Source organism: Anaeromyxobacter soli (assembly GCF_022808855.1).
GTDB lineage: Bacteria > Myxococcota > Myxococcia > Myxococcales > Anaeromyxobacteraceae > Anaeromyxobacter > Anaeromyxobacter soli.
Genome location: NZ_JAKZLF010000006.1, coordinates 138,789 through 153,023, shown reverse-complemented (window position 1 = coordinate 153,023; position 14,235 = coordinate 138,789). Strand labels below are relative to the sequence as shown.

At 71.1% G+C, this 14,235-nt stretch carries 11 protein-coding genes and 1 tRNA gene; 7 read left to right on the top strand and 5 right to left on the bottom strand.

Going from position 1 to position 14,235, the window contains the following annotated elements:
• Positions 1-26: 26 nt before the first annotated feature.
• On the bottom strand, positions 27-1,634 hold the full coding sequence (gene nadB, locus MLV88_RS06885; protein WP_242336243.1) for an L-aspartate oxidase: 1,608 nt from the start codon (positions 1,632-1,634) through the stop codon (positions 27-29).
• Between the two features lie 89 nt (positions 1,635-1,723).
• On the opposite strand from nadB, the gene MLV88_RS06880 reads away from it, so the two are divergent.
• The 3 genes from MLV88_RS06880 (at position 1,724) to pgsA (ending at position 4,630) form a co-directional block, all read left to right on the top strand.
• Positions 1,724-2,353 (top strand): lytic transglycosylase domain-containing protein, encoded by a 630-nt coding sequence (locus MLV88_RS06880; RefSeq protein WP_242336240.1) that lies wholly within the window; start codon positions 1,724-1,726, stop codon positions 2,351-2,353.
• Positions 2,350-3,723, top strand: a complete 1,374-nt coding sequence (locus MLV88_RS06875) for a tetratricopeptide repeat protein (RefSeq protein ID WP_242354426.1) — start codon at positions 2,350-2,352, stop codon at positions 3,721-3,723. Before MLV88_RS06880 ends, MLV88_RS06875 begins: the two co-directional genes overlap by 4 nt.
• Before the next feature lie 181 nt (positions 3,724-3,904).
• Positions 3,905-4,630 carry a CDP-diacylglycerol--glycerol-3-phosphate 3-phosphatidyltransferase gene (gene pgsA, locus MLV88_RS06870; RefSeq protein ID WP_242336234.1) on the top strand — a complete coding sequence of 242 codons (726 nt, stop codon included), beginning with the start codon at positions 3,905-3,907 and terminating at the stop codon, positions 4,628-4,630.
• Here the strand turns inward: pgsA and MLV88_RS24520 are convergent.
• The gene (locus tag MLV88_RS24520; protein WP_243337156.1) at positions 4,528-5,718 is read right to left on the bottom strand and encodes a glycosyltransferase family 9 protein; all 1,191 of its coding nucleotides are present in this window, start codon (positions 5,716-5,718) and stop codon (positions 4,528-4,530) included. The two genes, pgsA and MLV88_RS24520, sit on opposite strands and share 103 nt — an antisense overlap.
• 115 nt (positions 5,719-5,833) lie before the next feature.
• Here MLV88_RS24520 and MLV88_RS06860 point away from each other — a divergent pair.
• From MLV88_RS06860 to MLV88_RS06850, 3 genes are all read left to right on the top strand, one after another.
• Positions 5,834-5,908, top strand: a tRNA-Gly gene (locus MLV88_RS06860).
• A gap of 473 nt (positions 5,909-6,381) precedes the next feature.
• A complete protein-coding gene (locus MLV88_RS06855) occupies positions 6,382-7,059 on the top strand; it encodes a hypothetical protein (protein WP_242354405.1) in 678 nt (225 codons plus the stop codon).
• Between the two features lie 136 nt (positions 7,060-7,195).
• Positions 7,196-10,147 carry a PAS domain S-box protein gene (locus MLV88_RS06850; RefSeq protein WP_242370702.1) on the top strand — a complete coding sequence of 984 codons (2,952 nt, stop codon included), beginning with the start codon at positions 7,196-7,198 and terminating at the stop codon, positions 10,145-10,147.
• A gap of 258 nt (positions 10,148-10,405) precedes the next feature.
• Here MLV88_RS06850 and MLV88_RS06845 read toward each other — a convergent pair whose 3' ends face one another.
• The 3 genes from MLV88_RS06845 to nuoB form a co-directional block, all read right to left on the bottom strand.
• Entirely contained in the window at positions 10,406-11,308 is a 903-nt protein-coding gene (locus tag MLV88_RS06845; protein ID WP_242336271.1) for a hypothetical protein, read from the bottom strand.
• A 191-nt stretch (positions 11,309-11,499) separates the two neighbouring features.
• A complete protein-coding gene (locus MLV88_RS06840) occupies positions 11,500-12,627 on the bottom strand; it encodes an NADH-quinone oxidoreductase subunit D (RefSeq protein WP_243337155.1) in 1,128 nt (375 codons plus the stop codon).
• Between the two features lie 19 nt (positions 12,628-12,646).
• Complete coding sequence (gene nuoB, locus MLV88_RS06835) at positions 12,647-13,165, bottom strand: NADH-quinone oxidoreductase subunit NuoB (RefSeq protein WP_408628791.1); 519 nt, start codon at positions 13,163-13,165, stop codon at positions 12,647-12,649.
• Between the two features lie 217 nt (positions 13,166-13,382).
• On the opposite strand from nuoB, the gene MLV88_RS06830 reads away from it, so the two are divergent.
• Positions 13,383-14,090 carry a TetR/AcrR family transcriptional regulator gene (locus MLV88_RS06830; RefSeq protein WP_243337154.1) on the top strand — a complete coding sequence of 236 codons (708 nt, stop codon included), beginning with the start codon at positions 13,383-13,385 and terminating at the stop codon, positions 14,088-14,090.
• The last annotated feature ends 145 nt before the right edge of the window (positions 14,091-14,235 follow it).

The window sequence follows — 14,235 nt, the reverse complement described above, 5'->3', positions numbered from 1 at the left end:
GCGCGGCCGCCGCGCGAGCGGCCCCGCTACTCGAGATCGCCGCGCGTGATGAGCGTGTCGCGCAGCCAGCGATCGTCGCTCTTGGGGTAGTCGAGGATGTAGTGCAGCCCGCGCGACTCCTTGCGCTGGCGGGCGCACTCGACGATGAGCATCCCGACGTCGGCGAGGTTCCGGAGCTCGACGAGGTCCGGCGTGAGGTTGTACTGCCAGTAATAGTCGCGGATCTCGCTCCGCAGCATGGCGATGCGGGTGCGCGCGCGCTCGAGCCGCTTCTGCGTGCGCACGATGCCGACGTAGTTCCACATCACGCGCCGGAGCTCGTCCCAGTTGTGCGCGACGACGACGCCCTCCTCGGGCGCGAGCGCCGAGCCCGGGTTCCAGTCCGGGATGTGCGGCGGCGGCCCGCTCCCCTCGGAGAGCTCGTCCGCGGCGCGCAGCGCGGCGCGCCGGCCGAACACGAGGCCCTCGAGGAGCGAGTTGGAGGCGAGCCGGTTCGCGCCGTGCAGGCCGGTGCAGGAGACCTCGCCGATGGCATAGAGGCGCGGGATGGAGGTGCGGCCGACGAGATCCGTTACGACGCCGCCGCACTGGTAGTGCGCGGCCGGGACGACGGGGATCGGCTGCGCCGCCATGTCGATGCCGAACTCCTTGCACGTCGCGTAGATGTGCGGGAAGTGCTCGAGCAGGAAGCTCTTCGGCAGGTGCGTCATGTCGAGGAACGCGCAGTCGTCGCCGCGCTTCTTCATCTCCGCGTCGATGGAGCGCGCGACGACGTCCCGCGGCGCGAGCTCCTTGCGCGGGTCGTAGCGCACCATGAATGCGTCGCCCGCGGCGTTGCGGAGGATGCCGCCCTCACCGCGGAGCGCCTCGCTGATGAGGAAGCTCTTCGCCTGCGGGTGGAAGAGGCAGGTCGGGTGGAACTGGAAGAACTCCATGTTCGCGACCGTCGCGCCGGCGCGGTACGCCATGGCGACCCCGTCGCCGGTCGCGACGTCGGGGTTCGAGGTATAGAGGTAGACCTTGCCCGAGCCGCCGGTGGCGAGGATGGTCGCGCCCGCCGAGAGGGTGGAGACGACGCCGGTGTCGCGGTGGAGCACGTACGCGCCGAGCACCCGGCTCGGGCCGCCGATGCCGGCCTTGCCGCTCGTCACCAGGTCGACCGCGACGTGGTCCTCCTCGATGCGGATCCCGCGCGCGTCGCAGGCGGCGAGGAGCGCGCGCTCGATCTCCCGGCCGGTCGTGTCCTTCGCGTGCGCGACACGACGGCGCGAGTGGCCGCCCTCACGGGTGAGGTGCAGCCGATCCGGGGCCTCCCGATCGAGCTCCACGCCGAGCGACATCAGCCAGCGGATGCGATCGGGTCCCTCGCGGACGGTCACCTCCACCGCCTCGCGCCGGCAGAGCCCCGCGCCGGCGACGAGCGTGTCCTGGATGTGGAGCTCGAAGTCGTCGTCGGGCCCGAGCACCGAGGCGACGCCGCCCTGGGCGTACTGCGTGGAGCCCTCCGAGCGCTGCCGCTTCGTGAGGACCAGCACCGAGCCGTGATTCGCGGCCTCGAGGGCGAACGTCAGGCCGGCGACACCGCCGCCCAGGACGAGGAAGTCGACGTGCTCGCGCGGGGAGAGGGTATTCATGGCGTCATTGTGTAGCGCATGTGTGTGCGTGCCGGTGGGGGAATAAAGTTGTCCGTCCCGACGTGCTCTTGGTAGGTTTTTCCCACCGCATGTCCGGCCCTCGCTCCCTCGTCGGCCTCGCCCTCGTGGGGCTCCTCTGCGCGCCCGCGCTGGCGCGGGGCGGAGACGTCTACTCGTACGTCGACTCGGACGGCGTGGTGCACTTCTCGAACGCGCCGAACGACCCGCGCTACCGCCGGGTGAACCGCGCGAGGAGCGGCGGCGGCGTCTATCGCTCCGGGTCGCAGGCGCGCGCGCGCCCGGCGGCGTCCGCTGACGAGCGCTACACGCAGTGGCGCGCCCACATCACCTCGGCGGCGGCGCGCTACGCGCTGCCCGAGGCGCTGCTCCTCGCGGTGATGTCGGTCGAGTCGAACTTCGATCACCGCGCCGTGTCCGAGAAGGGCGCGATGGGACTCATGCAGCTCATGCCCGGGACGGCGAAGGACATGTACGTGTCCGACGCCTGGGACCCGGGCCAGAACATCGACGGCGGGGCGCGCTACCTGCGCATCCTCGCGAACCAGTACCAGGGCGATCTCATGAGGACGCTCGCGGCGTACAACGCCGGGCCGGAGGCGGTCCGCCGCGCAGGCGGCGACGTCCCGAACATCCCGGAGACGCGCGAGTACGTCCGCAAGGTCGTCGCCCTGTACGAGGCCTACAAGGCCGGGAAGTGAACCCTTTGGCCAGGCGCGGCGGCACCCACGAGGTCGAGGGACTCGACGAGGAGTTCCTGTTCCACCTCTCGCGCGGGACCGAGCTCATCGGCGCCGGCGACGCGGACGGCGCGCGTGCCGCCCTCGAGCGGGCGCGCACGCTGCGCCCGAAGGACGTGAAGGTCCTGGGCCTGCTCGGCCAGGCGTACTACCGCCTCGGCCGATTCGAGGACGCGGGCGACGTGTGGCAGGTGCTCGTGGACGAGAGCCCGGTCGAGCCGGCGGCGCGCGTGAACCTCGGGCTCGCGCGCCTCAAGGCGAAGCGCCACGCCGACGCGGCCCGGCAGCTCCAGATCGCGCTCGACCTCAACCCCGACCACCGCAAGGCGATGGGCTACCTCGGCCTCGCGCTGCTCGAGGGAGGCGACCCCGCCGCCGCGCGCGCCTGGTTCGAGCGGACCGGCGCCGAGCACATGATCGCGCGCTGCGACGCGCTCCTCGCCGGCCCCGCCGGCGCGGAGGAGGAGGCCGCGCCGCCCGTTGCCGTCGCCGACGAAGGCGCCCCCGGCGAACCGCTACCCGCTGAGCAGCTCGAGCCGCTCGCGACGCCGGTGCCGGTCGCCGATCTCGCCGCCGAAGCTCCGCTCTCCGGATCCGACGCGTTCGACGCGGCGTCCGCGGCCCTCGCGGCAGAGGACGAGCGCGCCGCTCCTCCTGCCCCGATCGCGCAGGCCTCGCCCCCGGCGCTCTCCGCGTGGGCCGCCTCCCGCGTCCTCGCGCTCGAGGGGGCCGCTCCCTTCGCGGTGCAGGACGGGGTCCTCGCGGTCGCGGTGCGCGGCGAGCTGCGCGTCCGGCTCGAGGGCCTGTTCGCGATCCGCGGGCAGGTCGCGCTCGCCGGGGACGTGAAGCGCTTCCGCGGGCGCGTGACCGAGACGCCCTTCGGCCAGGGTGCCGCGCGCATGTACCACGCGAGCGGCGACGGCGTGCTCCTCCTGCGCGCCGGCGACCGGCGCCTCACCGCGCTGGAGCTCGGCGGCGAGGCCGCCTACTTCCGCGAGGACGCGGTGTGCGGCCTCGACGCGGGCCTCGCGTTCGAGAACGGGAGGGTGCCGTCGTCCGCGGGCGAGCTGAACCTCGTACACATCCGCGGGCAGGGCGCGCTGCTCGTCGCGTCTCGCGGCGAGCCCGTCGCGATCGACGTCGTGCCCGGCACGCCGGTGCGGCTCCCGCTCACCGCGCTCGTCGGCTGGACCGGCGCCCTCACGCCGCGGCTCGGGCCGCTCGCCGACGAGGCCGAGGGCGCGCCGCTCGCGGTGGAGCTGACCGGCGAGGGGCGGGCGCTCGCGGATCCGGAGGCGGTGGCGGAGCGTGGGGGCGGGGGCACGCCATGATGGCGCCACCCGCCCGCAGGGAGCCTGCTGCGACGCACGCTGCCTGCCTCCGCCGGGCGGCCTCGTCGTTGCGCTCCTCGACGTGCCTTACAGGCACGCCTGCGGTGCTCACTCCTCGGGGCGCCCGGCCCGGCGACGGCATCGCGCGTCTCGCGACGGCTCCATGCAAGCGAGGGGCGCCATGAGCCGCTCGCTCGCGCGGGAGTTCCTGAACGCGCCCAACGCGATCACGCTCACGCGGATCGCGATGATCCCGGTGTTCCTCTGGTTCACCTTCCACGAGTCGCGCGTCGACAGCTTCATCGCCTGCGTCGTCTACGCGGTCACCGGCGCGACCGACTTCCTCGACGGCTGGGTCGCGCGCAAGAAGAACCTCGTCACGGTGATCGGGAAGTTCCTCGACCCGCTCGCCGACAAGCTCATCGTGATGGCGGCGCTCGTGATGCTCGTCCACCTCGGGCGCGTCTCCGCCTGGGTGGTGATCGTCGTCATGGCCCGCGAGTTCATCGTGACGGGCCTGCGCACGATCGCGATGAGCGAGGGGATCGTCATCGCGGCGGGGCAGGAGGGGAAGCACAAGACGGCCTTCCAGGTCGCCTCCATCACCTTCCTGCTGTTGCACTACACGTACCCGATCGACGCGATCTTCTTCTCGTTCGACCTCGACGCGAACCGCGTCGGGACGTGGCTGCTCTACATCTCGCTCTTCTTCTCGGTCTGGTCGGCGCTGAAGTACTTCACCAGCTTCATCGAGGCGGTCTACCGCACCCCGGCGCGCTCCGACGGACGCGACCGCGCGGCCGGCTACCCGCGCGAGGCGGAGAGCAGCCGGTCACAGGCGGCGAGCACCGCGTCCGTCTCGGATTCGGCGCGCACCTCCGCGGCGGCGAAGCCCGGCACGCGGTGACCCCAGCGCGCGGAGTCGCCGCGGAAGAAGACGCCCACTGTGGGCGTCCGCACGGCGACGCCGAGGTGCATCGGGCCCGAGTTGTTCGACACCACGAGCCGCGCACGGCGCATCAGCCCGGCGAGGAGCGCGAGATCGGTGGGCGGTGCGAGGGTCGCGCCCGAGCCCTCCGCGATGGCGCGCGCGAGCGGCTCCTCGCCCGGACCCCACACGACGAGCACCGCGAGCCCGCGCGCCGCGAGGCCGCGCGCGACCGCTGCGTACGCCTCCGGCGGCCAGCGCCGGTCGGCGAGCCGCGCGCCGGGGTTGAGGAGCGCGAACGGCCGGCCGGCGAGCCCCGCGCCCGCGAGCAGCGCGTCGGCCGGGCCGAGATCCTCGCCGAGCGAGGTGTCGAGCTCGAGGCCGCTCGGCGGGAGCCCGAGCGGGCGGAGGAGCTCGAGCTTGGCGGGCACCTCGACGGCGTTCGCCGCATCGTGGGCGACGGGGTGGGAGAGGAAGCGGGCAGAGTCGCCGCGGTCGTGGCCCACGATGAAGCCTGCGCGTCCGCCGACGATGCGCGCGAGGAGCGCGGCGGTGAGCGAGAAGGCCGACCAGTGGCCCGCCTCGACCACGAGGTCGTAGCGCTCGCGTCGCAGCGCGCGCACGAGGCCGAGGAACCGCCCGGGCGCGCGGAAGGCGTCCCGCTTCTGCCAGAGGATCGCCCGGTCCACGTGCGGCGAGCCGACGAGGTGGCCCTGCCGCGGCGCGAGGAGGTGGAGCTCGGCGCGAGGCAGCCCGAGCTTCAGGGCGCGGAGGAGCGGGGTGGTGAGGAGCTGGTTCCCGACGCGCTCGTCCACTCGGATGACGAGGATCTTGCGGATGGAGGCGAGCGGCGGCTGCGCCGCGCGGGGACGCGGCCAGAGGAGGTTCGCGAGGCCGAGCACGAGGGCGCGGCCGAGGGCCCGGAGCGCGTTCCCCGCGGCGCCGCGGCTCTTCCCGCCGCCCACGCGCGCGCGGAGCCGCTTGTCCTCGGCGCTCTTGCGGGAGGCCTCGCGGAGCTGCGCGAGGGCGGAGGAGGGCGGGTCCTTGGGTGCGTTCCGGGTCGTCACGAGGGCCGCGGATGTTAGCACCGGCGGGCTCCGGCGCTCCCCGCCGCACCCGAGAGATGGACGCTTGACACCATCCCGGAGCGCCTCTATAACCGGCGTCCTTCGCACGGATTCTGCGGGAATAGCTCAGTGGTAGAGCATCGCCTTGCCAAGGCGAGGGTCGAGGGTTCAAATCCCTTTTCCCGCTCCAGTTAAAGGCCCCGGTTCGCCGGGGCCTTTTTCTTTCAGCCCTTCAGCGCCTCCAACCCGCCTCCACGCGCGCGACCGCGGAAAGGCATACTGCTGGGGCGAGAGCCGAGCGGGGGCAGGTCGGCGATGCGTCCAGCATCGACGGGCGGGCGCCCTCGGCGGTTGCGGGCGATCTCTCGTTCGAGGCCTTGGATGCGGGCTTCCGCCACACCTGTGCCCGTGCCACCACGGGATCCGTCTCGTACTGGGGCTCCAGCGGGGCCGGCCAGCTTGGCACGAGCTCGACCAGCTCACGACATGTGCCGACGACGGTGTCGGGGCGGCCGTGAGAAGGACCTCCGGTCGACGACGCGCCTTCGTGATCGTCGCGCGCTCCTGGGCGCGCTGCTCGCCGCCGCGTGCTCGGCCGCGCTCGCCGACGAGCCGAGGAACCGCGGGGACGAAACGGAGCCGCGTCGGTTCCTCTCCGCTGGCGTGGATCTCGGTACCTCCCAGCACGTCGCCCTTGCCGCGGGGTACGGGAAGCCCGACGCGCGCTGGGGCGGCCTCATCGCCCACGGCTACCTCACGCTCAACTCCGCCGCGGCGCGCGTAGGCGCCAAGGTCGACCTCGAGGCCCTCGCGCTCGAAGGAGGCGTTCGGTGGGTCCGTACGTTCGAGCACCTGCCTCTCCCGGTCCAGCGCCGGCACACCCGTATCCCCGGCGGCGATGGATTCGAGTCGCGGGTCCTCGACCTCTCCGCGAAGGGAGGCCTTCCGCTTGGCCCCGGCTTCGCGATCTACGAGGTGGCCGGCGTACGGCAGCTCTCGTCACACGGGGACGTCCACCTGTACGACGAGCTGTACAGGATCGTTTACCGTCCGGACTGGCTCGGCACGGTGAGCGCCGGCTGGCTCGCGTCGCTCCGCGGCGGGACGGCGCTCCTGGGCGGGCGCGCGCTGTGGGCCTTCGAGTCCGGTCGTGGCGGAGATCCACTGGTGATGATCGGGCCCGTGACCTACTGGCGACTGTGGCCGCACATCGCGCTCGCGGGGGAGCTGCTCTACCCGGTATCGAACCCGGACAGCCTCGGGTTCATGGACTCGATCGCTGCGTTCGCGGTGCTCTCGTTCCGGGCGGCGACCGGGGACCCGCCGCCGCGGTTCCCCTGACGAGGGCACCCGCGACGTCGCGCCGGGCCACTCGAGCGCGAACGCCCCGCGTCACCACGCCGCGGCCGCAGGAGGGAACCGCGAACGACGAACGCGAGTGGTAAGTTCTCCCTCTTTGCGCGCAGGATCCAGAGCCATGCCGGTGGCGCCCACCACCCCATCGCGGACCCTCACCGACCTGCTGTTCGAGAAGGAAGAGGTCGGCCTCTGCCTCGTCGCACCCGACGGGACGGTGCTGCGCGCGAACGCCAAGTGGCTGCGCTCGACGGGGTTCACCGAGGAGCAGGTCGTCGGGCAGAGCATGGTCGAGCTCTTCCCCGATACGCGCGAGACGGTGCTGGAGATGCATGCCCGTGCACGCGCGGGGCTCCGCGTCGACGTCCCCCGGCACGTGCAGGTCGTGAACGGGCGCGAGACGAGGTGGGAAGGCACCCTCGATCCCGTTGCGATGGAGGGGGGGACGGGGCTGCTGATCACGACGCGCGACGTGACGCACGACGTACGCCGCGACCGCGTGGGCACCGAGCCGGACGCGCCGGCCCTCGATGACCTTTACACGGCGTTGTTCGAGCACAGCCCGGAGTGCGTCATCATCACCAGGACCGACGGGACGGTGGTGCGGGCGAACCCGGCGGCGTGTCGCGTGTACGGCGCGCCCGAGTCTGAGGTCTGCGGGCGAGGTCGGGCGGCTTACGTCGTCCGCGACGCAGCGCTGGAGGCATTCCTCTCCGAGCGCGAGCGAACGGGAGCAGCGCACGGGCGCATCACCGCGCGGCGCAACGACGGAACGGTGTTCCCGGTCGAGGCGTCGTCGTCGCTCATCATGGTGGAGGGGAGCGAGCAGTACGCCTGCGTCATCTTCCACGACGTCACCGACGAGCAGCGGAAGCAGGACGCGCTCCGGCACGCGTCCGAGCTGCTGGACCTGGGGGACGCGTTCTGCGAGCTGGATTCGGAGTACCGGCTGGTCCGCGTCAACGCGCGCCAGGAGCAGCTCACGAAGACGCCTCGCGAGCAGTCCGTCGGGAGGACGCACTGGGAGCTCTGGCCGGAGTCGGCGCGCCCGGATTCGCCGTGGTGGCGCGAGTACCACCGCTGCATGGAGGAACGCGTCCCCGTCGCGTTCGAGAACTACTACGCGCCGCTCGACCTCTGGAGCAGCGTGACCGCGTACCCGACGAGCAGCGGCGGGATCGCGATCTTCTTCCGCGACGTCCGGAAGCGGAAGCAAGCCGAGGAGGAGCTGCGGCGGTCCGAGGCCGCCCTCGACGCGTTCTTCGCGAACTCCCCCGGGCTCCTCGTCCTCGCGGACGAGGAGTTCCGGTACGTGAAGACCGACGCGACGACGCCCACGTACTTCGGGCTCACGCGCGAGAGCATCGTCGGAAAGCGGGTCGCGGAGCTCGCGCCGGCGTTGATCGAAGAGCTCGGTCCCGTGCTGAGGCGGGTCATCGACAGGGGAGAGCCGGCGCTGAACCAGGAGGCGCAGATCGCGTGGCGGGGCCGGGCAGCCGAGCTCGCGTACTGGCGCTCGTCGTGCTTCCCGGTGCAGCTTCCGGGCGGCAAGCGCGGCGTCGGCCTGATGGGCGTCGAGATCACCGACCTCAAGAACGCCGAGCGGGCGCTGCGCGAGAGCGAGGACCTGTACCGCTCGCTGTTCACGCTCGCGCCGAGCGGCGTCGTCCTTAACGACGCGGAGGGGCGGATCCTCGCGTTCAACGACCAGACGCACGAGCAGCTCGGCTACACGCGCGAGGAGTTCGCGCGACTGCACCTCGCCGACGTGGACGCCGAGGAGCAGCCGGTCGACGTCCGCAACCACATCACGGAGATCACCGCTCGAGGGGGCGCCGAGTACGAGGTGAGGCACCGGACGAAGTCCGGCGAGATCCGCAACGTGCTCGTCCGCACGCGCCCGGTCCGGATTGGCGGCGAGCTGCGCTTCGTGAACGTGTGGCAAGACATCACCGACCGCAAGCGGGCCGAGTCCGCGTTGCGCGACTCCGACCAGCGCAAGAGCGAGTTCCTGGGCGTGCTCTCGCACGAGCTGCGCAACCCGCTCGCGCCGATCCGGAACAGCATCTACCTGCTCGATCGTGCGCCTGCGGGCAGCGAGCAGGCGCGCCGCGCCCGGGAGGTCATCGCGCGCCAGACCGAGCACCTCACGCGGCTCATCGACGACCTGCTCGACGTGACCCGGATCTCGCGCGGCAAGATCGTGCTCCACGAGGCGCGCCTCGACCTGCGCGACCTCGCCCGGAAGACCGCGAGCGATTTCCACTCGCTGTTCGTGCAGGCCAAGGTCGAGCTCGCGGTGGAGGACGGGCACACCCCGATCTGGATCGAGGCGGATCCGGTGCGCGTCGCGCAGGTCATCGGCAACGTGCTGCAGAACGCGGTCAAGTTCACGCCATCGGGCGGTTCCGTGAAGCTGGCGCTGACGGCGCGGGACGGGAGCGCCTGGCTGACGGTGCGCGACGACGGGATCGGGATCGAGCCGGCGATGCTCGCGCGCGTCTTCGAGCCGTTCGCGCAGGCCGAGCAGTCGCTGGCGAGGACGAAGGGCGGGCTCGGCCTCGGGCTCGCGCTGGTGAAGGGCTTGATCGAGCTGCATGGCGGGAGTGTCGAGGCCCGGAGCAACGGGGTGGGGCACGGGACCGAGATCGCGATCAGGCTTCCCCTCGCGGCGGCCGCCGCCGCGTCCGATGGCGAGGCGGGCGCGCGCGCGCCGAGCCGACGCCGGTCGGTCCTCGTCGTCGAGGACAACCTGGACGCCGCGCAGAGCCTCGCGGACATCCTGGAGCTGGGCGGTCACCGGGTCACGGTGGTGCGCGACGGGCGCTCCGGGATCGAGGCGGCGAGGAAGCTGCGCCCGGAGGTGATCCTCTGCGACATCGGGCTCCCGGACCTGGACGGTTACGAGGTGGCCCGCGCGCTCCGGCGCGACGAGGCGCTCCGCGGGACGCGGCTCGTCGCGGTCACCGGGTACGCGCAGCCGGAGGACCGGCAGCGCGCCCAGGACGCGGGCTTCGACGGCCATCTCGCCAAGCCACTGAACCCCGACGAGCTGGAGCGGGCGCTGGAGTAGCGCGAGCCCGACCGAGAGTATCCATCTAGCGAGCCCGACCGAGAGTATCCATCGACGGACAGGGCGCGAGAGGACGTTAGATGCCCAACTCGGGCGTGGAAGATTGGCAGTCCGGGCGACTCACGCCAAACGCGAGGGCATCTGACGCGCTTTGGGCGCGCGCGCACGCGAAGATCGTTGTCTGCGGGCACACCGCTGCCACGGTGAGTCGCGCGCGGCACCGACACGGCTGAGGGGGTGAGATCGAGCGGAAAGGTTCTACGCAGCGCCGGCGCACTGCACACCATGGAGGACGCGTAGGTGGTAGGTGCCGGCGGGGAAGACCACGTTCCGTGAGCCCGAGCACCATTCGACCAAGGCGTGCCGGTACTCGAGGACGAAGGACTTCAGGCGAAGGAGGCCCTCGATCCTTCTCCACTTGTCGCGCGCGGCAATCCGGGGCTTGAGCTCGAAGCGAGGCTCGCCGCCGGCAGGTGGTCGCGCAAACGGATTCTGCGCTAGGACCCGCCCGACGCCGAGGAACCGACGGCCGTTGGTCGCGCTCTCCTGGTGGTGCTTCTGCTCGAGTTCCTGGACGGCGGCCGAGAGCAGCGTGCGGAACTCGGCCGCGGAGGAAAAGCCCGACGGAGCCGTCAGCTCGAGCTCGACTGTTTCCGGGAGGTAGCCTTTGGGGTCGAAGAAGATCTTCGGTCTGCGGGCCATGAGCTTGGTGGTGCCGATCTGTTCGGGTGCAGTCCAGAGGCCCGGCCACTCCGCGCCGCGTCGGACGAGCCCGGCAGCGACGGGGTTCGCGAGGACGTAGGCCGCCTTCGCGAGGACGTCCTCGGCGCCGAGGGGCTCGACCGCGCTGTAGCTCCCGTCGGTGGCCCAGAAACCCTCGAAGCGCCCGAGCGAGGCGTTCACCGCGCGGCCGACGAGGGAGTCGAGGTACTGCATGAACGACGGAAGGCGTCCTTGGGGATCGGTGATGATGAGGTGCGCATGGTTCGAGAGGACGCAGAGGACGTGGACGAGAACGCCGTGTCGTTGCGCCGCGAGCGCTAGGACATAAAGGAAGATTTCGTTGACGATCTTGGACGGCCGAAGGAAGAAGCGGCGTTCCGAGCAACGACGCGTGATGAGGTAGACGGTCCCGGGCAGAACGCGGCGAGGCGCAGTCATGGGGATGGCGGCAAGGCAGGCAGCGTGCCGTCGCCGGGGCATGTCGTTGCGAACCGTTAACGAGACGAGGTCCGCAGGAGAGGGTCGCGCCTTGGGCGGTCGGTCCGCTGCGCGGTACTCTCGGTCAGGGCGCCGAGGGACGCGTGGATGTCGCGCAGCGCGCGGCCGGCCGCCGAGAGGGGAGCAGCGGGTCAGCGATCGATCTCGGGAGCGATCACGTCCAGGCTGGCGATGAGCGCGACCAGGTCTGCGACCATGAGCCCGGGTGATACGGCTTCGATGATCCCCATCGCCGCGAAGCTCCCGGTGCGGATGCGTACGCGCCACGGGGTGTTCGAGCCGTCGGACACGACGTAGTACGCCATCTCCCCGCGCGCGGACTCGACCCGGGAGAAGGTCTCGCCTGCGTCTGGTCTGACGTTCCTCGGCACCCTGGCCCGGATCTCGCCCTCCGGAATGGTCTCGAGCGCCTGGCGTACGATCCTGGAGGACTCCGCCATCTCGAGGCAGCGAACGTAATAGCGGTCGAAAGAGTCGCCGACGGTGCCGCAGAACCCCTTGCCCACGGGCACCGAGAACTCGAAGTGCGAGTAGGCGCCATACGGCATGTCGCGGCGGAGGTCCCAGTCCACCCCCGAACCGCGCAGGTTCGGCCCGACGAGGCCGTAGTCGATCGCTGTCGGGCCCGGGATGACGGCCACGTTCGCGAGGCGCTTCACGAAGATCTGGTTGAACGAGATGAGCCGATCGAACTCGACGAGGAACTTGTCGAAGTGGTCGAGGAACCGGAGGGCCTTGTCCCTCCACCCCGTCGGCAGGTCGAACGCGACGCCGCCGATCCGGTGATAGTTGTACGTCAGGCGGGCGCCGCAGAGCTCTTCCATGAGATCGTTGATGGCCTCGCGCTCGCGCACCCCGTGCAGGAAGCCCGTGAAGGTGCCGACGTCCATTGCCATCGTGCCTGCGGCCACGAGGTGACTCGCGATCCGATTCAGCTCACAGGAGATGACACGCAGCCACTGCGCGCGAGACGGTACTTCCACGCCGAGGAGCTTCTCCAGCGCGATCGCGTAGCCCTCGTTGGCGAACATCGCCGCCAGGTAGTCCACCCGGTCGGTGAAGGGAACGAAGGCGGCGTACCCGATTCCCTCGGCAGACTTCTCGATCGAGCGGTGTAGATACCCGACCTCCGGGGTCGCCCGCTTCAGCACTTCGCCATCCGTCTCGACGAGGAAGTTGATGACGCCGTGCGTGGCCGGGTGCTGCGGGCCGAAGTTGACCAGCATGGTGGACTCGGTACGGTCCGCTCGCTCGTCCATGTCGATGTCCTCTCGGTTGCTAGCGCGACGCAGCTGCTGGGCGGCGCCGCGTGGCCCAGCGCTCGCCGCGGATGATCTCTTGCAGCCGAAGGAGGCCCTCGATGACGGCCTCGGGCCGGGGTGGGCACCCCGGCACGTAGACGTCGACCGGGATCACCTTGTCGACGCCCTTGCAGACGGAATAGGCGTTCTGGAACAGCCCGCCGCAGTTCGAGCAGGAGCCCATCGAGATGACGTATTTCGGCTCCGGCATCTGCTCGTACAGGAGCTTCACCCGCTCGGCCATCTTGTACGTGAGGGTGCCGGCGATGATGATGAGGTCGGCCTGGCGCGGCGACGCTCGCGGAATCGCTCCGAAGCGCATCACGTCCGCCCGCGGACCGCCGAGCTGCATGATCTCGATGCCGCAGCACGCGAGACCGAAGAGCAGGAAATAGAGCGAGCTCTCGCGGGCCAGGTTGATGAGGTCGTCGAGCCGGCTCGTGTGGGAAAGCGCGACGTCACCTCCGAGCCCGCGAGCCATCCGCTGAGCGGCCATTCTCGACCCCTCCCGACGCCCGGCGCGCCCTTGACCGGCGTTCGACGAGCATGTAAGCATGCTCAGAAATGAGCATGCTCAGTAACGCGAAGCGCGGCGCCGGTCAAGGTCTCGAGAGCCGTTGACGGTGCGGGCGCCCGTCCGGGATAACTCGCTGTCGCCGAAGTGCGGCAGCGGAGCGATGCGCTCAGGCGTTCCGCACGGATCGAGGGTTCACATGAGTCATCGTGGTCGGCCCGGTCGCCGCGCTCCCAGCGGCGGCGCCCGCTCGGGGCTTCGGGAGCGCAACAAGGAGCAGAAGCTCGAGCGGATCGTGCGCGCGGGACGGGCGCTCTTCGTCCAGAAGGGATTCGACGAGACGACGACTCGGGCCATCGCGGCGAAGGCTGGGGTCGCCGCCGGCACCTTCTTCCTCTACTTCAAGGAGAAGCGCGAGCTCCTGTTTCACCTCTTCAAGGACGAGGTCTCCGCCGTCCAGGAGAAGGCTCTCGCGTCGGTGCCGGGCGACGCGCCGCTGGTGGAGCAGATCGGGCACGTCTTCGGCAGTTTCTACGCCTACTACGCCAGGGACCCTCGCCTCTCTCGAGTGTTCATGAAGGAGCTCCTCTTCCTCGAGGTGGGAGAGAGCGACGACATGCTCGCCTTGACGCTGGGCTTCGTCGCGCGCGTCGCGGAGCTCGTCGCCCGCGCGAAGGAACGCGGCGAGATCGAGCCGTCCGTGGATCCCATGCAAGCGGCTACTCATGCGTTCGCGCTGTACGTGTTCGGGCTGGTTGGCTACCTCAACGGCGCGTTCCCCACGCCCGACCTCGCTCGGGCGCAGCTCGAGCATCAGCTGGAGCTGCTCATGCAGGGCCTCGCCCGAAGCCGCGGCGAGCGCCGAGCGCCGAGCTCGCGCCAGAAGGCGTCGCTCCGCTCGGAGTGAGCGATGCGATGGAACCCGCGCCGCGCTCCCGCCGCGCAGCGCGACGCGCAGGGCGCCGCGTGGACGGGGAGTGCGATACCGGCGCACCCCCACGCCACACGCACCGTGACGGCGCCTCCTTGACCCGTGCGATCCGCCGCGTAGC

Excerpts from the sequence above, each read along its gene's own strand:
- nadB (WP_242336243.1), bottom strand. The coding sequence starts at position 1,634 with ATGAATACCCTCTCCCCGCGCGAGCACGTCGACTTCCTCGTCCTGGGC.
- MLV88_RS06880 (WP_242336240.1), top strand. The coding sequence starts at position 1,724 with ATGTCCGGCCCTCGCTCCCTCGTCGGCCTCGCCCTCGTGGGGCTCCTC.
- pgsA (WP_242336234.1), top strand. The coding sequence starts at position 3,905 with ATGAGCCGCTCGCTCGCGCGGGAGTTCCTGAACGCGCCCAACGCGATC.
- MLV88_RS06850 (WP_242370702.1), top strand. The coding sequence starts at position 7,196 with ATGCCGGTGGCGCCCACCACCCCATCGCGGACCCTCACCGACCTGCTG.
- MLV88_RS06845 (WP_242336271.1), bottom strand. The coding sequence starts at position 11,308 with ATGACTGCGCCTCGCCGCGTTCTGCCCGGGACCGTCTACCTCATCACG.
- MLV88_RS06840 (WP_243337155.1), bottom strand. The coding sequence starts at position 12,627 with ATGGACGAGCGAGCGGACCGTACCGAGTCCACCATGCTGGTCAACTTC.
- nuoB (WP_408628791.1), bottom strand. The coding sequence starts at position 13,165 with ATGGCCGCTCAGCGGATGGCTCGCGGGCTCGGAGGTGACGTCGCGCTT.
- MLV88_RS06830 (WP_243337154.1), top strand. The coding sequence starts at position 13,383 with ATGAGTCATCGTGGTCGGCCCGGTCGCCGCGCTCCCAGCGGCGGCGCC.